This window comes from Methylobacterium ajmalii (assembly GCF_036448855.1).
Taxonomy (GTDB): domain Bacteria; phylum Pseudomonadota; class Alphaproteobacteria; order Rhizobiales; family Beijerinckiaceae; genus Methylobacterium; species Methylobacterium ajmalii.
On record NZ_JAZFXT010000004.1, the window covers coordinates 69,186 to 89,348 of the forward strand.

At 71.8% G+C, this 20,163-nt stretch carries 18 protein-coding genes and 2 riboswitches; of the genes, 3 read left to right on the plus strand and 15 right to left on the minus strand.

Annotated features, from left to right (window positions below):
- Nucleotides 1–35: 35 nt before the first annotated feature.
- Complete coding sequence (locus V3T34_RS01045; protein WP_305077083.1) at nucleotides 36–302, plus strand: hypothetical protein; 267 nt, start codon at nucleotides 36–38, stop codon at nucleotides 300–302.
- Nucleotides 303–419: 117 nt separating this feature from the next.
- Here V3T34_RS01045 and V3T34_RS01050 read toward each other — a convergent pair whose 3' ends face one another.
- The 13 genes from V3T34_RS01050 to V3T34_RS01110 form a co-directional block, all read right to left on the minus strand.
- Nucleotides 420–2,564 carry a helicase-related protein gene (locus V3T34_RS01050; RefSeq protein WP_091889114.1) on the minus strand — a complete coding sequence of 715 codons (2,145 nt, stop codon included), beginning with the start codon at nucleotides 2,562–2,564 and terminating at the stop codon, nucleotides 420–422.
- Nucleotides 2,565–2,964: 400 nt separating this feature from the next.
- Complete coding sequence (locus tag V3T34_RS01055) at nucleotides 2,965–4,455, minus strand: FGGY-family carbohydrate kinase (protein ID WP_305077082.1); 1,491 nt, start codon at nucleotides 4,453–4,455, stop codon at nucleotides 2,965–2,967.
- 8 nt (nucleotides 4,456–4,463) lie between these two features.
- Nucleotides 4,464–5,204, minus strand: a complete 741-nt coding sequence (locus V3T34_RS01060) for an SDR family oxidoreductase (protein ID WP_060848299.1) — start codon at nucleotides 5,202–5,204, stop codon at nucleotides 4,464–4,466.
- A gap of 82 nt (nucleotides 5,205–5,286) precedes the next feature.
- Nucleotides 5,287–6,543 carry a sugar ABC transporter permease gene (locus V3T34_RS01065; protein WP_305077081.1) on the minus strand — a complete coding sequence of 419 codons (1,257 nt, stop codon included), beginning with the start codon at nucleotides 6,541–6,543 and terminating at the stop codon, nucleotides 5,287–5,289.
- Nucleotides 6,540–7,433 (minus strand): ATP-binding cassette domain-containing protein, encoded by an 894-nt coding sequence (locus V3T34_RS01070; protein ID WP_305077080.1) that lies wholly within the window; start codon nucleotides 7,431–7,433, stop codon nucleotides 6,540–6,542. The genes V3T34_RS01065 and V3T34_RS01070 overlap by 4 nt, the downstream gene beginning before the upstream one ends.
- A 65-nt stretch (nucleotides 7,434–7,498) precedes the next feature.
- On the minus strand, nucleotides 7,499–8,590 hold the full coding sequence (locus V3T34_RS01075) for an ABC transporter substrate-binding protein (RefSeq protein WP_305077079.1): 1,092 nt from the start codon (nucleotides 8,588–8,590) through the stop codon (nucleotides 7,499–7,501).
- The gene (locus tag V3T34_RS01080) at nucleotides 8,587–9,540 is read right to left on the minus strand and encodes an AraC family transcriptional regulator (RefSeq protein WP_305077078.1); all 954 of its coding nucleotides are present in this window, start codon (nucleotides 9,538–9,540) and stop codon (nucleotides 8,587–8,589) included. Before V3T34_RS01080 ends, V3T34_RS01075 begins: the two co-directional genes overlap by 4 nt.
- Before the next feature lie 514 nt (nucleotides 9,541–10,054).
- Nucleotides 10,055–11,326, minus strand: a complete 1,272-nt coding sequence (locus tag V3T34_RS01085) for a D-amino acid dehydrogenase (RefSeq protein ID WP_091753974.1) — start codon at nucleotides 11,324–11,326, stop codon at nucleotides 10,055–10,057.
- Between the two features lie 60 nt (nucleotides 11,327–11,386).
- A riboswitch (glycine riboswitch) is annotated at nucleotides 11,387–11,479 on the minus strand.
- A gap of 3 nt (nucleotides 11,480–11,482) precedes the next feature.
- Nucleotides 11,483–11,580, minus strand: a riboswitch (glycine riboswitch).
- Between the two features lie 350 nt (nucleotides 11,581–11,930).
- On the minus strand, nucleotides 11,931–12,467 hold the full coding sequence (locus tag V3T34_RS01090; protein WP_305077077.1) for a hypothetical protein: 537 nt from the start codon (nucleotides 12,465–12,467) through the stop codon (nucleotides 11,931–11,933).
- A gap of 513 nt (nucleotides 12,468–12,980) precedes the next feature.
- Complete coding sequence (locus tag V3T34_RS01095; RefSeq protein ID WP_305077075.1) at nucleotides 12,981–13,388, minus strand: group III truncated hemoglobin; 408 nt, start codon at nucleotides 13,386–13,388, stop codon at nucleotides 12,981–12,983.
- A gap of 178 nt (nucleotides 13,389–13,566) precedes the next feature.
- The gene (gene fghA / locus V3T34_RS01100; protein WP_305077074.1) at nucleotides 13,567–14,400 is read right to left on the minus strand and encodes an S-formylglutathione hydrolase; all 834 of its coding nucleotides are present in this window, start codon (nucleotides 14,398–14,400) and stop codon (nucleotides 13,567–13,569) included.
- A gap of 73 nt (nucleotides 14,401–14,473) precedes the next feature.
- Complete coding sequence (locus tag V3T34_RS01105; protein ID WP_060848291.1) at nucleotides 14,474–15,607, minus strand: S-(hydroxymethyl)glutathione dehydrogenase/class III alcohol dehydrogenase; 1,134 nt, start codon at nucleotides 15,605–15,607, stop codon at nucleotides 14,474–14,476.
- 228 nt (nucleotides 15,608–15,835) lie between these two features.
- Nucleotides 15,836–16,570 (minus strand): hypothetical protein, encoded by a 735-nt coding sequence (locus tag V3T34_RS01110; RefSeq protein WP_305077073.1) that lies wholly within the window; start codon nucleotides 16,568–16,570, stop codon nucleotides 15,836–15,838.
- 275 nt (nucleotides 16,571–16,845) lie between these two features.
- On the opposite strand from V3T34_RS01110, the gene V3T34_RS01115 reads away from it, so the two are divergent.
- Nucleotides 16,846–17,886 (plus strand): helix-turn-helix transcriptional regulator, encoded by a 1,041-nt coding sequence (locus tag V3T34_RS01115; RefSeq protein WP_305077072.1) that lies wholly within the window; start codon nucleotides 16,846–16,848, stop codon nucleotides 17,884–17,886.
- 163 nt (nucleotides 17,887–18,049) lie between these two features.
- Here the strand turns inward: V3T34_RS01115 and V3T34_RS01120 are convergent, their stop codons facing one another.
- A complete protein-coding gene (locus tag V3T34_RS01120; protein WP_236013011.1) occupies nucleotides 18,050–18,499 on the minus strand; it encodes a MarR family winged helix-turn-helix transcriptional regulator in 450 nt (149 codons plus the stop codon).
- 221 nt (nucleotides 18,500–18,720) lie between these two features.
- Between V3T34_RS01120 and V3T34_RS01125 the strand changes: the two genes are divergently transcribed.
- On the plus strand, nucleotides 18,721–19,146 hold the full coding sequence (locus tag V3T34_RS01125; protein WP_305077071.1) for a VOC family protein: 426 nt from the start codon (nucleotides 18,721–18,723) through the stop codon (nucleotides 19,144–19,146).
- Between the two features lie 361 nt (nucleotides 19,147–19,507).
- Here V3T34_RS01125 and V3T34_RS01130 read toward each other — a convergent pair whose 3' ends face one another.
- Entirely contained in the window at nucleotides 19,508–19,981 is a 474-nt protein-coding gene (locus V3T34_RS01130) for a VOC family protein (protein WP_305077070.1), read from the minus strand.
- Nucleotides 19,982–20,163: the final 182 nt, after the last annotated feature.

Genomic DNA, 20,163 nt, shown 5'->3' on the forward strand with positions numbered 1-20,163 from the left:
TCCGGCTGCGCCCCCGGCGCGGCGGGAACCGGCGCGTGATCGTCCTCCTCGGCGTGGTGATCGTCTGGACGCCGTTCCTGCTCCTCGTCCTCGCCATGCTGCTTGCCCGCCTGACGGGGTGCGAGGTCAACGAGGCCCGGGCGCATCCCTGCCGGGTCGTAGGCATCGATCTCGGCGGCACGCTCTACGCGATGATGATGATGGGCTGGCTCCTCATCCCGCTCATGCCCTTCATGGTGCTCACCCTGCTCGGCGGGGCAATCGCCGGGGTGGCGGCCCTGGTGAGGCTGTGGCGGCGGTGACCGCGGCCGGAACACGGGATGGCCTTCGTCGGCGCCAGCGTGTTCTCGAACCCGGGGTGAGGTCGGCCGCGGACTTCCGCGGCCACGCCCCGGTGCGGCCCTCCGGCCGCCGGGACCTCACCGGTCCCGTGCGGTCCGGCGCGAGCGGCGCTCGACCCGGCGGGTGGCGGTCTCGCGGAGATGCTCCTCGATCGCGTCGTTGGCCCGGCCGCGCATGGCCCGGATCGCCTCGACGTCGTCGAAGGTTTCGGGGAAGCGCCGCGACAGCCACAGATAGGCGCTCGCCAGCTTGACCGCCCGTTCCTGGTAGTCGAGCTCCCCGCGCAGGTTCGCCCGCAGGGCCGGCACCCCCACGCCCGCGGCCCGGGCCTGCGTCCACCGCTCCAGCACCGCCATGGCGACCTCGTCGCGCCGGTCCACCGGGCAGACGGAGAAGACGAACTTCTCCTGGATCGGCAGGCGGGCGCGGTCGACCAGGCGGGCGACCTCCAGGATCTCCTCCAGCGCGGAGGGCTGGAACGGCGAGCCCGCGTAGAAGGTCGCGCGGGCGAAATGCGCCAGGACCTCGCGCAGGCTCTGGGTCTGCATCTCCTCGGCGACCGAGGTGATCGCGATCAGGTCGGGCCGGACGAAGAAGCGGGTGTCGGCCGCCGGGGCCGTCGGGGCGCCGCCGAGCGCGACCTTGAGCGGCGCGATGCCGGTCTCCTCGCAGGCCGCGACGTAGCCGACCTCCTGGTGGCCGAAGCGGCCGGCCCGGCCGGCGATCTGCCGGATCTCGGAATTGGTCAGGCCCCGCTCGCCGACGCCGTCGAACTTGCGCACCGCCGAGAACACGACGCGCTTCAAGGGCCCGAGATTCAGGCCCATGCCGATCGCGTCGGTGGTCACCAGCACGGTCGCCTCGCCGGTGCGGAAGCGCGCGGCCTCGGCCCGGCGCACCTCCGGCGACAGGGCGCCGTAGATGGTGGCGACCCGGTGGCCGGCCGCCACCAGGATCTCGCGGTTCTCGTGCACGGCGCGGCGCGAGAAGGCGACGACGGCGTCGCCCGGCTCGACCTTCTCGAGCGGCACCGGCTGGTCCAGCAGCACGAGCGGCGTCTTGCGCTCGAAGGGCACGACCTCGAGCGATTCGCCCGCCGCCTCGGCCGCCCGGCGGACATAGGCCAGGGCGTCGTCCGAGCCGCAGACGATCACGGTCCTGGCCGGCACGCCGAACAGCGCGTTGGTCCAGGCCCAGCCGCGATCCGGGTCGGCGAGCATCTGGATCTCGTCGATCACCGCCACGTCGACCGGGCGCGTCAGGTCCGCCGTCTCGATCGTGCGGGCGGTGTGGGTGGGGCCGGCCTCGCCCAGGATCTCCTCGCCCGTGACCATGCCGGCGCGCAGGCCGCGTTCGAGCAGCGCTTCGTAGTTCTCGAGCGCGAGGAGGCGCAGGGGTGCGAGGTAGGTGCCGGTCGCCGCCTCGGTCAGGTGCTTGAGGGCGGCGTAGGTCTTGCCCGAGTTGGTCGGTCCCATGTGGAACACGATGCGCCGGCCGAGCCGGCGCGCCGGGGCGAACTTCTCGATGTAGGCGCCGAAGCCGACCCGGTCCTGCAGACGGCGCAGGCGGGAATCCTGGCGCGCCACCGTCCGGGCGCGCTTGCGCACCGGGGTGAGGGTCTGGAACAGCGTTCCGCCGAGATCCTCCGTCACGGCGAAGGGGCGGGAGCGCAGCGAACGGTCGAGCTGCGCGATGTAGGCGGAGGCGTCGGCGCCGACCTCGCGCAGATCGAGGCGGATCTGGTCGCGCAGGCGCTCCACGATCCGGCGCAGGTCGCCGGTCGTGCGGGCGGAGAGCTGCGCGACGGCCGCGCGCAACTCGTCGAGGCGCCATTTCGGGTCGTTGCGGTGCGCCATGCCCCTCAGGATGCCCGTCACGGCGGCGTCCGGCGGGGCATCGACCCGCAATTCCAGGCGGCCGTCGTCGAGGAGCGGGATCGCGATCCGCACGCTCCACGTGACGGCGTGGCCGCCCGAGATCGCGGCCCTGAGACCCGGCACGGTCCGCCGCAGCGCCTCGACGCCGGTCTCCGCGAAGGCGCGGTTGGCCTTCATCGCCCGCAGGGCGCGCGCGACCCGGGCCTCGTCGGCGTCGCCGTCGAATTCGGGCAGGCCGAGCTGGATCCGCAGGGCCTCGAGGTCGACCGACCGGGGCGGCTGCCCGAGACGCGCGACGATCTCGCTCAGGATCTCGGTCGTGGGTTGGGCGCGCCTGCGTGCCACGGATCGGTTCTCCTTCCAGCCTCGCCCTGCCACTTAGGGCGCTTCACGATCGCGTTGCAATCGCGAAGCTCTCTAAGTCTTTGTTTTGTCGCTTTTTCTCCGACGAACCGGTTTCCACTTCGTCGGAAAATGCTTTAGGGCATCGCGCGATCGCGGTGCAATCGAACGCTGCGACCGGGGCAAAGTCACGGGAGGTTGGGTCGAACGCCGATCTAGATCTTTGATCCCGCCGTATTTTTCCGCGACGGAGCCGCGCCCGCGGGTGACGCCGGCCCGGCCGCAGCGAGCGCCGCCGGGACCGCGGGGGCCCTCGCCGACGACCGGTCCCGCCGCCGCGCGATCCGGCCACGGCCCCGTCCGACGATCCCGGGATCGGATCGGGGACGCGCTGGCCGGTCCCTCACGCGCGCAGCGGCGCGAGGGCGTGGTAGGCCTGCTTGTAGCGCTCGTAGACCGGACGGTACTGGGCGTGGGCCGCCATGCTCGGCTCGATGCGGCGGGCGACCTTGACCATCGCGGCGGCCGCCTCCGCGATCGAGCCGTAATGGCCCGCCGCCTTCGCCGCCAGGACGGCGCTGCCGAGCGCCGGCGCCTCCCCCACCTCGGTCACCGTCAGGGGCTGGCCGCAGACGTCGGCGTGGATCTGCATCCACAGGTCCGAGCGCGTCGCGCCCCCGCAGATCACGATCTCGTCCGGCCGGTAGCCGCCCGCCCGCATCGTCTCGAAGATGAGCTCGGTGCCGCAGGCGACCCCCTCCATCGCGGCGCGGAACAGGTGGGCGCGCCCGTGCGCCAGGGTCAGCCCGGTGATCGCACCCCGCGAGCCCGCATCCGTGTGCGGCGTGCGGTTGCCCTGGAAGTGGTCCTGCACCAGCACGCCGTCCGAGCCCGGCGGCAGCGCGGCGGCCTCCGCGTTGAGCGCGTCGTAGGACCAGTCGGTGCCGACGAGGCCGCGCAGCCAGTTGACGACCGAGCCGGTCGAGGTCTGGCCGCCCTCGACGAGGTGCAGGCCCGGGATCACCGCGTCGGCGTAGGTGCCCCAGATGCCGCGGCCGTGGAACGGCTCGGCCGAGAGCCCGAGATGCAGGTGCGACGAGCCGGTGATGAAGGCGAGCTTGCCCGGGGTCGTCACGCCGAGCCCGATCATCGCGACCTCGGCGTCCGAGCCGCCCTGGGCCACGGTGAGCCCCACCGGCAAGCCGAAATGCGCGGCGGCCTCGGGCGTCAGCCCGCCCACCACCTCGCCGAGGGGCAGCACCTCCGTGGGCCACTTGTCGGCGAGCTCCGGGATGCCCAGGCTCCCGACCAGGCTGCGGGCGTAGCCGCCTTCCCGTGCCCGGTAGTGCCAGCGGATCGCCGCGTTGGTGATCGAGGCGGCGCGCCGCCCCGTCATCCGCAGGTTCATGTAGTCCTGGTACTCGCAGATCGTCGCCGCGCGGTCGAACAGCGCGCGCTCGTGCCGGGCGATCCAGAGCGCCTTGGGGATCATCCACTCGGCCGAGACCGGGCCGGCGCCGGCGGAGTTGACGATCAGCGCCGGGTCGCCGGTGGCGAGCACCAGGGCGGCCTCCTCCGCGGCGCGCACGTCCATCCAGATCAGGGCTGGGCGCACCGGCACGCCGTCGCGGTCGAGGGCGACGACGGAGCAGTTGGTGGTGTCGGCGCAGAGCGCCGAGACGTCCCGGGGGGCGATGCCGGCCTTGCGCACCGCCTCGCGCACGGCGCGGCCGGCGGCCTCCCACCAGTCCTGCGGGTTCTGCTCGGCCCAGGACGGGCGCGGGAAGGCGGTGGGGTAGGACTGCGCCGCGAAGGCGAGCGGCCGGCCGGCGAGGTCGAACACCCCGGCCCGGATCCCCTCGGTGCCTCCGTCGAGACCGATGACGACGCTCATGGCGGCTCCTACAGGTCGAGGCTCTGGGGCAGGATGACGAGGTCGCGCACGGTGACGGTGCGCGGGCGCGACAGCATGAACAGCACGGCGGCGGCGACCTCCTCCGGCTGCATCAGGCTGCCGGAGGCCAGGGCCTCGTCCATCTTCGCCTTCGGCCAGTCGCTCAGCAAGGCGGTCACGACCGGGCCGGGCGCCACCGCGCCGACCCGGATGCCGTGCGGGGCGACCTGGCGCCGGAGCGTGTGGACGAAGGCCTGCACCGCGTGCTTGGAGGCGGTGTAGATCGGCTCCCACACCACCGGCACGAGACCGGCGACCGAGCTCGTCACCACGATGTCGCCCCGGCCCTTGTCCACCATGTGCGGCAGCACGGCGTGGATCGAGCGGAAGAGCGCGTTGACGTTGAGGTTCAGCATCCGGTCCCAGGCGTCGGGATCGCCGCCGAGCACGGCGCCGCCGACATAGGATCCGGCATTGGCGTGGAAGACGTCGAGCCCGCCGGCCTTGGCCAGGATCCCGTCCAGCATCCCCGCCACGCTCGCCGGATCGGCGAGGTCGACGACGAGCGCGAACGCCCCCTCGCCGAGCTCGGCGCAGGCCGCCGCGAGCCGGCCTTCGTCCCGGTCGATCAGGACGACGCGGGCGCCGGCCTCCAGGAAGGTGCGGGCGCAGGCGAGCCCGATACCGGAGGCCGCGCCGGTGACGGCGGCGACTTGCCCGGCGAGCGGGCCGGTCGAATCGTGTGACATCGAGAACTTCCCTCGTGGGCGAAGGGCGTGCGGGGCGAAGGGGTTGTGGGTGAGCGCCGTGGGAGGCGGGGTCGCGGCGGGCTCAGGCGCGGCCGTGCGAGACCCGCGAGCGGCGGGCGAGCGAATCGACGATCACCGCGACGGCGAGCACCCCGCCGGTGATCATGTAGCGGAGCGCCGAGGACAGATCGAGGAGCGTCAGCCCGCTGGCGATCGCCTGGATCACCAGGATGCCGAGGAGCGCCGCGTAGGCGCTGCCGCGGCCGCCGAACAGGCTGGTGCCGCCGATCACCGCCGCGGCGATCGCGTTGAGGTTGACGTCGCCGGTGCCGGCCTGCTGGCTCGCCGAGGCGAGGCGGGCCGCCGAGAGCACGCCGCCGAGCGACGCGAAGGTCGAGCACAGCACGAAGGCGCTCGCGGTGATGCGGCGGACGTCGATGCCGGCCCGGCGCGCCGCCTCGCGGTTGCCGCCGACCGCCGCCATGGCGCGGCCCCAGCGGGTGCGCCGCAGCGCGTAGTCGACCGCCATCACCAGCGCGACGAACAGGGCGAACATCCAGGGCACGCCCCGGTCGAGGTTGAGGTACCAGACGACGAGCACCAGCACGGCCGCGAGCAGGCCGGCGCGCAGGCAGATGCCGGCGAGCGGCGCGGCGGAGAGCCCGGCCTCGCGCCGGCGCAGAGCCTCGCGCTGGCCCGAGAGCGCCAGGCCCGCCCCGGCGAGCAGCGCGAGCGCGTAGGCGAGGGCGTGCGGCATCACCAGCGTCTGGCCGAAATCCACCAGCGCCGATTCGTAGGGCAGGTTGATCGAGCCCGTGGCGCCCAGGAGGAAGAGCTGCAGGCCCAGCACCGAGAGCAGCCCCGCCAGCGTCGAGACGAAGCTCGGCATGCCGAGCCGGTTGAACAGCAGCGCGTAGACCGCCCCGCAGGCGCCGCCGGCGGCGAGCGCGACGAGGATCGCGGCGGCGGCCGGCCAGCCCTGGTTGACCCACAGCACGCCGACGAGCGCCGAGGCGAAGCCGCTCACCGAGCCGACAGAGAGGTCGATCTCGCCCACCATCAGCACCAGGACGATGCCGAGCGCGATGATCCCCGTGGTGGCGCTGTCGAACAGGAGGTTGACGAGGTTGTTGCTCGACAGGAAGACCGGGTTGAGGCTCTGGAACACCGCGCTGATCAGCACGAGCCCGACGACGACCGGCAGCGCGCCGAGGTCGCCGGCGCGGACGCGGGCCACGAACCCGCGCAGGCTGCCGGCGAGCCCGGCCTCGTGGCGCACGCGCACGTCCGCCCGGTCGAGCGGCACGCGGGGGGATGTCCCGCCGGCCTCGGCGCTCATGGCGTTGCTCCCTGGGTGGTGTCTTGCTGGGCCGGGTCTTGCTGGGCCCTGCGCGCGGCCCGGCGGGTGACGACGTTGTCGCTGGCGCCCGTGATGGCGCCCACGAGTTCCTGGTTCGAGGCGTCGGGGTAGAAGATCCCGTTGTTGCGCCCCAGCCGCAGCACGGCGATGCGGTCGGCGACCGCCCGCACGTCCTCCATGTTGTGGCTGATCATCACGACGCCGAGCCCGCGCTCGCGCACCCGCTCGATGAGGTTGAGCACCTCCGCCGTCTGGGCGACGCCGAGCGCCGCCGTCGGCTCGTCGAGCAGGATGATCTTCGGGTCGAGGAGCAGGGCACGGGCGATGGCGACGGTCTGGCGCTGGCCGCCGGAGAGCGAGGCCACGGCCTCGCGCACGCTCGGGATGCGCGCCGACAACTCGTTGAGGAGCGTCCAGGCGCGCAGCTCCATCGCCACCTCGTCGAGGCGCCAGGGGTTGCGCTCCTGGCCGAGATAGATGTTGGCGACGACGTCGAGGTTCTCGCACAGGGCGAGGTCCTGGAACACCGTGGCGATGCCGAGCTCCAGCGCGTCGCCCGGCCCCCCGAGCGAGACCTCGCGGCCGCGGAACGACAGCGTGCCCCCGGTCGGCCGGTGCACGCCCGAAAGGATCTTCACCAGCGTCGACTTGCCGGCGCCGTTGTCGCCGACCAGCGCCACGACCTCGCCGGCATGGATGTCGAGGTCGATGCCGGTCAGCGCCGAGACGGCGCCGAACTGCTTGGAGACGCCGCGCAGGCTGAGCAGCAGCTCGCGGGGCCGGACGGGGTCGCTCGCGGTCTGCGGCTCGGCGGTCTGCGGCTCGGCGGTCTGCGGCTCGGCGGTCTGCGTCTTGGCGGACTGCATCATGGCGCGGCGCACCTCTGTGACGGGGTTCGCGGGAGGGGGCCGGCGTCGCGGCCCCCGGCGGCGTGTCAGGGCGTGATGCCGAGCTTGCGGCAGCCCTCGGCGTAGCGCCCGGCGCAGAGGCTCGCGGCGGTGCCGATCGGCTTGCCGCCGGCCTCCTTGTCGATGATCTCGGCCTTCAGGTTGTCGGCGGTCACCAGCGTCGGGGCGAACAGCCGGGTCGGCGTGTCGAACAGCTTGACGTCGGCCTTCGGCGTCTTGCCCGAGAGGAGCTGGATCGCCACCTGCGCGGCGGCCGCGGCCACGACCTCGCTCGGCTTCGAGATGGTGTTGTACTGGTCGCCCGCGATGACGAGCTGCAGGCCCGCGATGGTCGCGTCGTTGCCGGTGGTCGGCGGGACGGGGGCGACGCCGGCGGCCCGGAACGCCGCGATCGCCGCACCCGCGGTGCCGTCGTTGGCGGCGGCGACGCCGACGATCTGCTTGCCGAAGCGCGAGATCTGGCCGCTCGCCCATTGCTGGGCCTTCGGCGGCGCCCAGTCCGGCGTGTCGTACTCGGCGAGCGTCTTGTACCCGCCCTCGGCCAGGCCGTCGTGGATGCCCTTCTTGATCAGGCCGGCCGCCGCGTCCGTCGGCGAGCCGTTGATCTGCAGGAGCCCGCCCTCCGTCGGCACGCCCTTGGCCTTGAGATGGCGCACCAGCGACTGCGCGATCGACTTGCCGATCGCCTCGTTGTCGAACGAGACGTAGTAGTCGGCGGCCGCCGCCGGAATCGGCCGGTCGTAGGCGATCACCTTGATGCCGCGGCCTTGCGCCTGCTTCACCAGCGAGGCGGCGGCGGTCGAGTCGACCGGGTCGATCACGATCGCCTTGGCGCCCTGCGAGACCGCGGAGTTGAACTGCTGCTGCTGGCGCGAGGCGTTGCCGTCGGCGTTCTGGTACAGCACCCGGCAGGTCGGGCAGAGCTTCTTCATCTCGGCCGCGAAGCCCGGATGGTCGTGCTCCTCGTAGCGGGTCGAGGCCTGGTCGGGCATCAGGAAGGCGACCGTGGCGTTCTCCACCGGGGCGGCCCCGGCCGCGCCGCCGACGAGACAGGCGAGGGCGGCGAAGGGCAGCGCTAACCGGCCCAGGCTCGGGCGAAACAGGCTTCCTCGGGTCATGGGAACGTCTCCGCGGTGGGGATCGGCGAGAGGGTCGGAGGCGCCGCGCGGCGCGGGGCCCGGCCCCCGGGCGCCGGCCCGCCGGCCGGCGCGGCGACGAGGCGGTGCGAGGCCCGGAAGCGCGACGGCGCCACGCCCTTGTGGGCGAGGAACTGCCGGTTGAAGTTCGAGACGTTGTTGAAGCCGACCTCGAAGCAGATCTCGGTGACCGGGCGGTCGCCCGCCATCAGGAGGTGGCAGGCCCGGTCGATCCGCAGGCGGTTGACGTAGCGGGAAAACCCCATCCCGGTGTGTTGGCGGAAGAGCCGCGAGAACGCGCTCGCGCTGCGCCCGCACAGCGCGGCGAGGTCGGCCTCGCGCAGGTCGTGGTCGAGGTGGGTGTCGATGTGGGCGAGCACGTGATTGATCGTGCCCGCCGTCGCAGCGCCCGGATCGAACCGGTATTCCGGTCCCAGCAGCGGCCGGCGCGGATGGTGGGCCAGGCGGTCGAGCAGCTCCAGGAACACCGCGAGGCGCCGCACGCCCGTCGCGGCGATCAGCTCGGTCATCAGGGCGGCCGCCGGTCCGGCGAGACCGGGGCCGAACTCGATCCCCCGCGAGGCGTCGCCGAGCAGGGTCTCGAGGCCGGCGAGCTCCGGGAAGCCCCGGGCGGCGGCGGCGATGCGCTCGCGGGTGAATTGCAGCACCAGGCCCCGCTCGGGCACGACCTCGCCCGGCTCCGTGGCGCTGATCCAGTTATGCGGCAGGTTCGGGCCGACCAGGACGAGGTGGCCGGGCTCGAACGACCCGACATGGTCGCCGACCATGAACGTGCCGCTCGTATGGGTGACGAGGTGCAGCTCGCATTCGGGGTGGAGGTGCCAGCGCACCGTCCGGTACGGGTAGCCGTGCGCCCACGCCTTGAACGAGGTCTCGGGGCCGACCTGGACCAGTTCGAGATCGGGCTGCATCGATCGCCCTTCCCTCTGCAGAGGCACGGATCCCGTCCGGTGCGACCCGGCGGATCTTCGTGCGGCGCTTCTCCCTGATGCGCCCTCCGGTATTTCCGGAGCGGCGCTGCCGGCCGCGAGGCCTGGCGTGTGGACCGTAAGGTAAGGAGGCGGGCGGGGGCAGCAACTACGATTCGCGGGCGCGACCGATACTTTTTTGCGGGAAGCCGCCGTGCCGCGGCGGGATGCGGCGGGCCGGGCGATCCCGATGACCGGCGCCCGCCTCCCCGGATTTCCGGTTGCGGCGGACTGCACGAAGCCCCCGTCGGACCGGCGCCGAGGCACCGGGCGACGAGGGCGATCGGGCGTTCCGCGAGGCGACCACGGCGGCCACCCGACACCGGAGGCGTGCCACGGCCGGCGGCCGCGGGCTAGGCGGCGAGCGTCCCGCGCGTCGCGACGACGTGCCGGCCGCTGTCTCCGGACACCGCGACGACGGAGGCGTCCGGCGGCCGACGGCGGGACGCGCGCCGGATCAGGCCGCGAGGCGGCGGCGCTCGACCGGCAGGCCGCGCTCGATCGCGTCGGCGGCGATCTGCGCCGTCGCGGCCGACAGGGTCCAGCCCAGGTGGCCGTGCCCGGTATTGTAGAAGATGCCCCGCTGCCGGCCCGGCCCGACCCGCGGCAGCATGCCGGGCATCATCGGCCGCAGGCCGCTCCAGGCCACCACCCGGTCGGTCGCCACGCGCGGGAACTGCTCGCGCGTCCAGCGCACCAGCGGCTCGATCCGGTCATGCCGGATGTCGCGGTTGAAGCCGTTGAACTCCGCCGTGCCGGCGACCCGGAACCGGTCCCGCCCGAGGCGGCTCGTCACGATCTTCGTCGCGTCATCGAGGATGCTGACCTGCGGCGCGGCGTCCTGGCTCTCCGGCGAGTGCAGCTGCACGGTGATCGAGTAGCCCTTCACCGGGTAGATGTTCAGGCGGTCGCCGAGCGCGGCGGCGAGGTCGCGGCTGGCGCAGCCGGCGCAGATCACCACGCCGTCCACCTCGAGCGGCTCCCACCGCGCGGCCCGCGCATCGCCGTCGTCGCGCCCCACCGGCAGCCAGTGGATGCGCCAGCCCTCGCCGGCCGGCGCGATCGTCTCGATCGCGGCGTCGTACCGGAAGGCGACGCCGCGGCGGGCGCAGGCCTCGGCGAGGCCCCGGGTGAACTTGTGGATGTCGCCGGTCGAATCGGACGGGGTGAAGAAGCCGCCGTGATACGCGCCCTGCAGGGTCGGCTCGATGGCCCGGATCTCCTCGGGGGTGACCGGGTCGCGCTCGAGGCCGCCCTTGCGCAGCAGCGCGTTGACCGCGAGCGCCTTATCGAACCCGGCCTTGTCGCGGTAGAAGTGCAGGATGCCGCGCTTCTCCAGGTCGAAGGCGATGTTCTCCCGCTCGGCCATCGCGAACATCTGCCGGCGGGCGGCGAGCGCCAGGCGCACGGTCTCGATCGTGTTGGCCTCGTAGTGCCGGATCTGGCCGATGAACTCGGCCATCCAGGAATACTTGTGCCAGCTCGGCTTCGGGTTGACGAGCAGCGGCGCGTCGCGCCGCATCATCCACTTGAGGCCCTGGAGGATGGTCGCGGTCTTGTTCCAGACCTCGGCGTTGCTGACCGAGAGCTGGCCGCCATTGGCGAACGAGGTCTCCATGCCGGCGTAGCGGTGACGGTCGAGGACCGTGACGTCGTATCCGCGCTCGCTCAGCGCATAGGCGGTGGTCACGCCGGTGATACCGGCGCCGATGACGGCGATGTGGGGCATGGATCTGGTTTCCGAGCGCACGAGAAGCCGAGGGCGGATTGGATTCCGCCCCTACGCCCCATCTGTCACGGTACCTGAGAGCGTCGTCCGCCCGCTGGCGCGGCCGGACATCCCCTTCGGTGGACGGCCTGTCGCAGCCGCCTCTCTCCAGATCGTCCTGACGACACGGTCCTTTTGCCTGAGAGTTTCCGGGGCGGTTGCTCCGTCGGCGCCGAGGTGACGTGTCGTCCCTCGGTCTCTCCCGCATCGTCGTAGTGGACGGCGGCATCGATATCCGCCGCGACCCTACCCGTCAAGCTGCGGATTTCGAAAAATCAGGCAGTATCCAGAATAGAAATCGGACGCTGCATGTATTGCGGCAGCAATCGACGCTGGCCCGCGCGGCGGCGCGGGCCGGGACGCCGGGCAGGGCATCGGGAATGTCGCTCGCGCGCAATCTGCACGCCGCTCCGGCCGATGTCCAAGACCGATCGGGAACGCTGTCATTCCTGCGAGGAATGGCTCCGGATCCGACCGCCGGTTTCCGCCCGGGGCCGGACCGCCGCGAGCGAGGCGTCATACGATTTTGCGACCGATCGCTCGGCGCTCGCTGCGGGAAATCGTATCAGCCCTGCGGGTCGTCGAACAGGGCGAGGGTCTCCGGGGGCACCGGCGGGACGACGCGGACCGGCACCGTGGCGCGACCCATGACGTCGACGAGCGCCACGAACTCGTCCGCCCCTGAGACCAGGTCGTAGGGCTGGGGGTCGGCCGCGCTGCGGCGCATCATGACGACCACCGGCGCGCAAGCCTCCCCGCGCCCGATCCGCCCCGCCAGCCGGTCGATGCGCGTCCGGTCCTCGGGCGGCAGGGCTTCCCACGGCAGGCCTCCCCACGGCGTCCCGGTGCGTCGGACCCGCCTCGCGGGCAGCTCGGTCTCCGGCTCGTCCTCGGCACGAAGCCCGTGGGCGAGATTCTCCGCCTGGCGGCAGGCCTGGGCCATGACGGGGCCGAACCGGGCGAAGAAGGCGGCCGCGACGTCCTCGCCCATCACCTCGACGAGGAAGGCCGCGGCCAGGCCGGCCTCGGCATTCGCCGCAGCGTCTCCCCGGTGGTCGGGGTCGGCCGGCTCGGGGCCGTCGACATGCTGAAGTGGTTCCATCACGCTCCTTCCCGGTCGGTGGCGCACGCCCAACGAACCCGGCCGCAGCATCGTTTGTTAGGGCAAGCCGCGATAGGTCCCCCGGCGCCGACCGCCCCGTCGGCCAGTTCATGAGACGCGCAATGGGCCGGTCGCGAGACCGGTGCACGACCCGACATCGATCGGCGCAGCCGAAGGCTGGGGACCCCCCCGGCATCCGCGGCGAACGATCGTGGCCATGCCTGTGCCACGGCGGGAGGAAACCGAACGGCATGAGGGCGATGTCGCGGATCGTCGCGCTCGTGGGTCGCCCCCCGGAGGATCGGCGGTGGGCGGGCCGACTGCTCAAGCCCGGCTCCCCTGCCCTTCTTCCGGTCGCGCCGCTGCGCGAGCGCCCGATCGCCTGCCTGGGCGCCCTGGCCGGCATCGGGCCCGCCTGTTCGATCGGCGGCCGGATCGTCGGCCGGAGCCCGCATGTCCCGATGCCCCCGCTCCACCTCCTGCACGCCGCCCGCATGGGAGCGGGCCTGACGCTCATCTGGCAGGTATCGTGGCTCTCGCCGTGTCGGAACCCGGTCCCTCGGGCCGGAAGAACAGGCCGGCCCTGAGGCTGGCCCCGATCCGCTCGGCCCGCTCCTGCAGGAGGGCGGCGTCGTCCGGGGAGAAGCGCGCCGCCGCCGTCTCGCGGAAGAGGTCGAGCCAGCGGGCGAAGTGCTCGGGGCGCAGCACGCCGAGCGCCTGATGCCGGCCGAAGGGGTTGCCCTTGTAGCGCCCCGTGCGGAACAGGACCGAGGACCAGAACGCCTCGATCGTCGCCAGGTGCTGCGGCCAGCCGGCCTCCGGGATCGTCGCGGCGAAGACCGGGCCGATGAGCCGGTCCTCGCGCACCCGCTCGTAGAAGGCCGCCAGGAAGGGCGCGAGGGTCGTATCGTCCAGGGTCATCCGGGCCCATGCCCGTCGGATGCCGGCCTGTGCGGGCCGCGGCAAGGGAGGCCTGTGCAAGGGAGGCCCGTCCAAGGCGGCCCTGCGCGAGGCCGCCCCGCACCGGCGACGAGCGCGCCGTCCCGCCCCGCGACGCCGGATCACGAGCCGGCCTCGAAGGCCGTCCCGCCCCGGGCGGTCAGCGCAGGCGCTCGGCGGCCCAGGCGATGTGGTCGTCCATGAAGGTCGAGATGAAGAAGTAGGAGTGGTCGTAGCCCTCGCGCATGTTGAGGGTCAGCCCGATGCCCGCCTTCTTGCACGCCTCCTCCAGGAGCCAGGGGCGCAGGCCCTCGTCGAGGAAGGAATCGGCCGTGCCCTGGTCGACCAGGAACTCGGGGAAGCGGTGGCCGTCCTCGATCAGCGCGGTGGCGTCGTGGCGCCGCCAGACGGCCTCGTCCGCGCCGAGATACTTGGTCAGCGCCGGCTTCGACCAGCCGGCGGTCGAGGGCTGGACGATCGGCGCGAAGGCGCTGCACGAGCGGAACCGCTCGGGGTGGTTGAGCGCGATGGTGAGCGCGCCGTGGCCGCCCATCGAGTGGCCGAAGATGCCCTGGCGCTCCATGTCGACCGGGAACTCGCGGGCGACGAGGGCCGGCAGCTCCTCGGTGACGTAGGACCACATCCGGTAGTTGCGGTCGTAGGGCGCCTGCGTGGCGTCGACGTAGAAGCCGGCGCCGCAGCCGAACTGCCAGTTGTCGGGCTCGTCCGGCACGTCCGGCCCGCGCGGGCTGGTGTCGGGGGCGACGATGGCGACGCCGTGGCGCGCCGCGGCCCGCCGGTACTCGCCCTTGTCCATCACGTTGGCGTGGGTGCAGGTGAGGCCCGACAGGTACCACAGGACCGGCACCTTGCCGGATTCGGCCTGCGGCGGCAGGTAGACCGCGAAGGTCATCGGGCAGCGCGTCGTCTCGGCCTCGTGCCGGTACACGCCCTGGATGCCGCCATGCGAGCGGGCCTTCGAGATGGTGTCCATGTCGCCGTGATCCCCTGCGGCTCTCGACCCTGTATCGGCGGCGCCGGACGGCGCCGCCGGGCTCATCCGGTTGTCAGAACACCACGACCGAGCGGATCGACTTGCCCTCGTGCATCAGGTCGAAGCCGTGGTTGATCTCCTCGAGCGGCATGGTGTGGGTGATCAGATCGTCGATGTTGATCTTCCCCTCCATGTACCAGTCGACGATCTTCGGCACGTCGGTGCGGCCGCGGGCGCCGCCGAAGGCCGAGCCCTTCCAGACGCGGCCGGTCACGAGCTGGAACGGACGGGTCGAGATCTCGCGGCCGGCCTCGGCCACGCCGATGACGATCGACTCGCCCCAGCCGCGGTGGCAGCACTCGAGCGCCTGGCGCATCACGTTGACGTTGCCGGTGCAGTCGAACGAGAAGTCGGCGCCGCCGCCGGTCACGTCGAGGATCGCCTGCACGACCTTGTCGGTGCCGACCTCGTTGGGGTTGATGAAGTGGGTCATGCCGAACTTCTCGGCCATGGCGCGCTTGTCGGGGTTGATGTCGACGCCGATGATCTTGTCGGCGCCGACCATGCGGGCGCCCTGGATCACGTTGAGGCCGATGCCGCCCAGCCCGAACACCACCACGTTGGCGCCCGGCCACACCTTCGCGGTGTAGATGACGGCGCCGAGACCCGTGGTCACGCCGCAGCCGATGTAGCAGATCTTGTCGAAGGGGGCGTCCTCGCGCACCTTCGCCAGCGCGATCTCCGGCAGAACGGTGAAGTTCGAGAAGGTCGAGCAGCCCATGTAGTGGTACACGGTGTTGGCGCCCGGGCTGCCGCCGGTCGCGTCGCAGCGGAAGCGGCTGGTGCCGTCCGGCATCACGCCCTGGCCCTGCGTGCTCCGGATCGCCGTGCAGAGGTTCGTGCGCTGCGAGAGGCACGACTTACAGTTGCGGCACTCCGGCGTGTAGAGCGGGATGACGTGGTCGCCGGGCTTCAACGTCGTCACGCCGGCGCCGACCTCGCGGACGATGCCCGCGCCCTCGTGGCCGAGGATCGCCGGGAACTTGCCCTCCGAATCGAGGCCCGACAGGGTGTAGGCGTCGGTGTGGCAGATGCCGGTGGCCATCACTTCGACCAGCACCTCGCCGGCCTTCGGGCCCTCGAGGTCGATGGTCTCGATGGTGAGCGGCTTCTTGGCTTCCCAGGCAACCGCGGCGCGCGTCTTCATGTCGTCTCCGGCTCGATCGTTTCGCGTGGGGGGCGGGGCACCGGGCATCGGCGCTCGGTTGCGAACGGGCTCGGGGGCAAGCGCGCTCGGGTCGCCCCGTCAATGGTCCGATCTCTGCTGCGATTTGGTAAAGGTCGCAACGGCGCGGCACGGCAGACTTTAGTCCACCGTGCGCCGGATGTCCGCCCCCCTTCGCGTCTCCTCGGCGCTCCCGTCCCGGGCGCGGGATCAGCGCAGCGGGAGGAGCCGCAGCCGGCGATGGTCGCCCGAGCGCGACGGGCTCGCGAGCGGCTCGGCGAGGCCGAGGCCCTGCAGGGCGAGCAGCGCGGCGGAAATCTTGACGTGGCTGGTCTGGGTGAGCCGCGACGCGGCGTCGATGTCGAGGGAGACGACGCCGTCCGGATCGCCCCCGTCCGCGCAGAGCAGCAGGTAGGTCTTGAGCGCGGCGAGGTTCGGCGCCTTCCGGCAGGTCAGGCGGTGCAGGGCGTCGATCCGTCCGCACTCCTGCGGCGCGTGCAGGAGGTCGACCACGGCGACCGACGGGCGCAGGCCGACCAGCCGGTAGGCGATCGTCCCGCCCGGCCGCTCGTCGGCGGTGGTGACGAGGCCCTGGTCGATCAGCGCCCGCTTGCCGGCGCAGATCAGCGGATCCGAGAGGCCCGAGAGGGCGGCGATCCGCTCGTAGGACATCGGGATCGGGGCCGGGATCGGGGCTTGGCCGTCGGCGTTCGGACCCGCGTCCTGGCTGACGACGAGGGTCAGGTAGAGCTTGAGCGCCGCGATCGAGCGACCGAGATACCCGGCATCGCCCCGGAAGGCCCGCAAGCCCCCGTCCTGGATCCAGCCCGTCGGCAGGCGCGCCGTCCGGCCGTCGCGCATCCGGGCCATCGCCTCGGGCGGCGCGATCCTCGGCCGGTCGAGCCGGGGGCGGACGTCCGTCGGATGGAGGAGTTCCGGATGCATGGTGCGGTCCTCGCACGTCCCGTCCCGGTGTCGCGGCCCGCCTGCCGGGCGGGCGCGCCGGCGACCCGGTGTGCGGCGCGGGTGATGAAACGGCGGTACACTGCCGTTTTTTGGCCCTCAATATGTTGCCTCCTGCCGATGAGGACATCCGGCAGGCCTCTTCGAACGCGCTGGACGGACATGCCGGCGCGGTGCCGTCGGGTCCCTGGATTGCGCCGGACGAGGGGCGTCGCTGTGGACTGCACCCCTTGGATGACAGCGCGAGGGCGGTTTTCATGGACGAGGCTCCCGTGGTCGAGCTCGGGCTCGGCGGTTGGCTGCGGATCGGCCGGGCGCGCATCGCCGTCGCCGACACCTTCACGCTGCTGCGCGCCATCGCCCGCACCCGCTCGGTGCAGGGCGCCGCGACCGAGATCGGTCTGTCCTATCGCGCGGCCTGGGAGCGCGTGCGGACGCTCGAGGCGGATCTCGGCCATCAGCTCGTGCGCAAGACCCGCGGCCACGGCACGACGCTGACCGAGGCCGGCGCGGCCCTGCACGAGGCCCTCTCGGTCGCGGCCGCGGCGCTCGCCCCGTCGTTCGCCCGCGAGGCGCGGGCGATGCAGGCCCACCTCGCCGCCCGGTTCGCCGTTCCGCTCCGCCTCGCCGTGGCGGCGAGCCACGATCCCCTGCTGATGCAGGTCCTGTCGGAATGGGGCGGGGCCGAGGTCGCCGTGATCGGCAGCCGCGACGCGGTGGTCCGGCTCGTCGACGGGCGCGCCGATGCGGCGGGCTTCCATTGCGGGGCCGCCGGCCCGGCCGCCGCCGGCCCGCCCTTCGCCGACATCGTCGCCGACCCGGCATTCCGGGTCCACCCGCTGTTCGAGCGCGAGCAGGGCCTGCTGGTCGCCCCCGGCAACCCGCTCGGGCTCGCGACGCCGGCCGACCTGAGGGCGAGGAAGGCCCGCTTCGTCAACCGGCAGAAGGGGTCCGGCACCCGGGCCTGGTTCGACCGGCTGCTCGCCGAGACCGGGACCCCGCCGGACGAGATCGTCGGCTACGGCTTCGAGGAATTCACCCACCAGGCGGTGGCGGCGGTGATCGCGTCGGCCGCCGCCGATGCGGGCCTGGGCGCCCGCGCGGCGGCGGAGCGCTTCGGCCTCGACTTCGTCTCGGTCGGCTGGGAGGTCTACTGTCTCGCGACGAGCGCGGCGCTGCCCGCCGACGGCCTCGATCGCCTGCTGGCGATGCTGGCGGAGCGGGTCGGCGACGTCCCGGGATACCGCCCGCCCGATGCCCGAGCCGCCGTCGGGGCCGGGCCGCGCCCGCACCGCTAGGGTCAAACTCGATCAGCTTGGCCGTGTGGAGGTCCGCTGAGGGTGGGAAGCGGACCCTTACCCTTCTCCCTGAAGCGGACGTTCCGCCTCCGGCCCTTGTATGACGCCGAGCAGTTCACTGAACAATGTCGGAAGCGGACGTCATTTCAAATCTAAGACGAGGTCATTCGGCGGCCGTTGTCCCAGCAGCCTCCAGCTCTTCCTGCAAACGACTTGTCAGGACGCCCAGGGCAACCGTGGCGGACGTGATCAGCTCTGGCGTCAGGGTTTCGGCCAGCGATTGCGCCCAGGGAGCTTGCACTGCCATCGCGCGGTCGTAGAGACGGCGACCTTCCGCGGTGAAGACGACGAGGTGCGCACGCTTGTGGCGGGGGTTGGGTTGATAGGCGAGGATTCCCTCCGTGACTAACTCGCCAGCGATCCGCTGCACGCCCTGTCGCGAGACGCCGAGATCCCGTGCCAGTTCCGAGACCGACCGCGCCGAGTCCGCCTCCGCCACGCTTCCCAGCACCTGCCAGCGCGCACTTGTCAGCCCGAGCGGAGCCGTTAATTGGTCACCCCTCAGGACCAGACGGCTGTTGGTGCGAAAGATCGCGAGGATGAGCTGGGTCATCGGGTCGGACGACATCGGCAGAGCGGTTCCAATTCGGCGGACGGCGAACCAAGGTCCGATCTTGACAGCATGATGTCAATGAGTGAAAGATTGACAGCATGTTGCCAAACATGCCGGGCGCGGAACCAGGGCTCTGAGCGCTGGAACGGAACAGCCGGACGTACCCGATGGTGGCATCTGCCGCCGTGCTCATTCGAGCACGACACCTTGAGGGAAAGATCATGACCAACGTCCTGAAAACGCTCCGGGGAGCCCATGTCGGACTGCGCGTCGCCGAGCGCGACGCCGCGGTGGAGTGGTACCGGGAGAAGCTGGACATGCACGAGACGAGGGCGTTCGACCTCAACGGCATGACCTTCACCGAGATGGCGCTGGCTGGCGATCCGACCTTCCGGATCGAGCTCGTGTCCGGTCCCGGCGCAGATGGGGGCCCTGCAAGTGACGACCTCTATGCGAGCTTCGGCTCGCACGGCTGGCATCATCTCGGCCTGTGGGTCGACGACGTAGATGCGGCTGTCGAGACGCTGCAAGATCGCGGCGTGACGGTCACGCTGGAACCCGTTGACAACGATGACTGGAAGGTTCGGGTCGCCTTCCTGGTAGACCCTTGGAGCAACGTGATCGAACTCCTCCAGTCCAAAGTCTGAGCAGAACGTCTCGTCGCCTCTGCGCTCAACCGTCCGTCTATCGGACCGGGTCGGCCCTGGTGCATTTCCGGTTCGGTCCCGCGACTCCGATTGATCCGACCCCGGTGGAGGCATTCAGCGCGGTCGACGGGCGATGATGCCCGCGGTCGGGGACGGGTAGCCGACAGTCTATGGAACATCATGCCGCATTTGCGCGACGATGACGACATCGAACATCAAAGGTCTGCTTCTCAGCGGAGTAGCTCGAAAGCGGACCGGAGGCTTTTCACCCGATCCGGTTTTTGGCCTTTGTTTCAACATCCTGGAAGCGGACCTCCCGAGGGTCGGCAAGGGCTGGGAGGCGGACACCCGCCCGGCGGGATCAGTGATCCTCGGCGGTCGCTGGCGGCTGCATGAACTCGATCGTCGCACCGTCAGGGCCAACGGCGTAGATCACCCGCGTTCCAGCCCGCGCACCGCTCGCGATCGGTTGCGGCGTGCCTTGCGCCTTCCAGCCGTAGGCGGCGATCCGCATCAGGAGCGCGTCGATGTCATCGACCACGAGGGCCAGATGCGCGAAGCCTGGGTCGAACGGCTTGGCTGGCATGCTTGGTCGGTCCGGACCCTGATACTCCAGGAGTTCGATCGTCTGATCCGCCAGCGAAACGATCGCCAGGCGCACCTTCGCCCCATGCGCTCCGGTGACCTGACCGAGGAACTCGCCGCCCATCTCGCCCGTCCGCACGAGGCGCGCGCCGAGCCCATCGATCCAGAACCGAAGTGCATCGTCGAGGGAGCCGACCGCGAAGCCGACATGATCGGCTCGCTGCACATGGATGCTCGTGTTTCCCGTCATGCAGGATATTCTACCGGCAAGGGGGCCGCTTGTCTGCAATGGGTCGAAAGCGGACGCGCGCGGTCAAGCTGATTGGGTTTTGATCCAAAGACATTTTCCGATGAGGTGGATGTCGGTTCAGCGAGAGACAATGCGGTAAAACCACAGACCTGGAGCGCCGGCCGGTTGCAACGCGGTCGGGC

Bases quoted from the DNA above. Each gene is read 5' to 3' on its own strand.
- V3T34_RS01055 (WP_305077082.1), bottom strand. From the start codon at position 4,455: ATGAGCGTCGTCATCGGTCTCGACGGAGGCACCGAGGGGATCCGGGCC.
- V3T34_RS01060 (WP_060848299.1), bottom strand. From the start codon at position 5,204: ATGTCACACGATTCGACCGGCCCGCTCGCCGGGCAAGTCGCCGCCGTC.
- V3T34_RS01065 (WP_305077081.1), bottom strand. From the start codon at position 6,543: ATGAGCGCCGAGGCCGGCGGGACATCCCCCCGCGTGCCGCTCGACCGG.
- V3T34_RS01070 (WP_305077080.1), bottom strand. From the start codon at position 7,433: ATGATGCAGTCCGCCAAGACGCAGACCGCCGAGCCGCAGACCGCCGAG.
- V3T34_RS01075 (WP_305077079.1), bottom strand. From the start codon at position 8,590: ATGACCCGAGGAAGCCTGTTTCGCCCGAGCCTGGGCCGGTTAGCGCTG.
- V3T34_RS01080 (WP_305077078.1), bottom strand. From the start codon at position 9,540: ATGCAGCCCGATCTCGAACTGGTCCAGGTCGGCCCCGAGACCTCGTTC.
- V3T34_RS01085 (WP_091753974.1), bottom strand. From the start codon at position 11,326: ATGCCCCACATCGCCGTCATCGGCGCCGGTATCACCGGCGTGACCACC.
- V3T34_RS01090 (WP_305077077.1), bottom strand. From the start codon at position 12,467: ATGGAACCACTTCAGCATGTCGACGGCCCCGAGCCGGCCGACCCCGAC.
- V3T34_RS01095 (WP_305077075.1), bottom strand. From the start codon at position 13,388: ATGACCCTGGACGATACGACCCTCGCGCCCTTCCTGGCGGCCTTCTAC.
- fghA (WP_305077074.1), bottom strand. From the start codon at position 14,400: ATGGACACCATCTCGAAGGCCCGCTCGCATGGCGGCATCCAGGGCGTG.
- V3T34_RS01105 (WP_060848291.1), bottom strand. From the start codon at position 15,607: ATGAAGACGCGCGCCGCGGTTGCCTGGGAAGCCAAGAAGCCGCTCACC.
- V3T34_RS01110 (WP_305077073.1), bottom strand. From the start codon at position 16,570: ATGCATCCGGAACTCCTCCATCCGACGGACGTCCGCCCCCGGCTCGAC.
- V3T34_RS01115 (WP_305077072.1), top strand. From the start codon at position 16,846: ATGGACGAGGCTCCCGTGGTCGAGCTCGGGCTCGGCGGTTGGCTGCGG.
- V3T34_RS01120 (WP_236013011.1), bottom strand. From the start codon at position 18,499: ATGACCCAGCTCATCCTCGCGATCTTTCGCACCAACAGCCGTCTGGTC.
- V3T34_RS01125 (WP_305077071.1), top strand. From the start codon at position 18,721: ATGACCAACGTCCTGAAAACGCTCCGGGGAGCCCATGTCGGACTGCGC.
- V3T34_RS01130 (WP_305077070.1), bottom strand. From the start codon at position 19,981: ATGACGGGAAACACGAGCATCCATGTGCAGCGAGCCGATCATGTCGGC.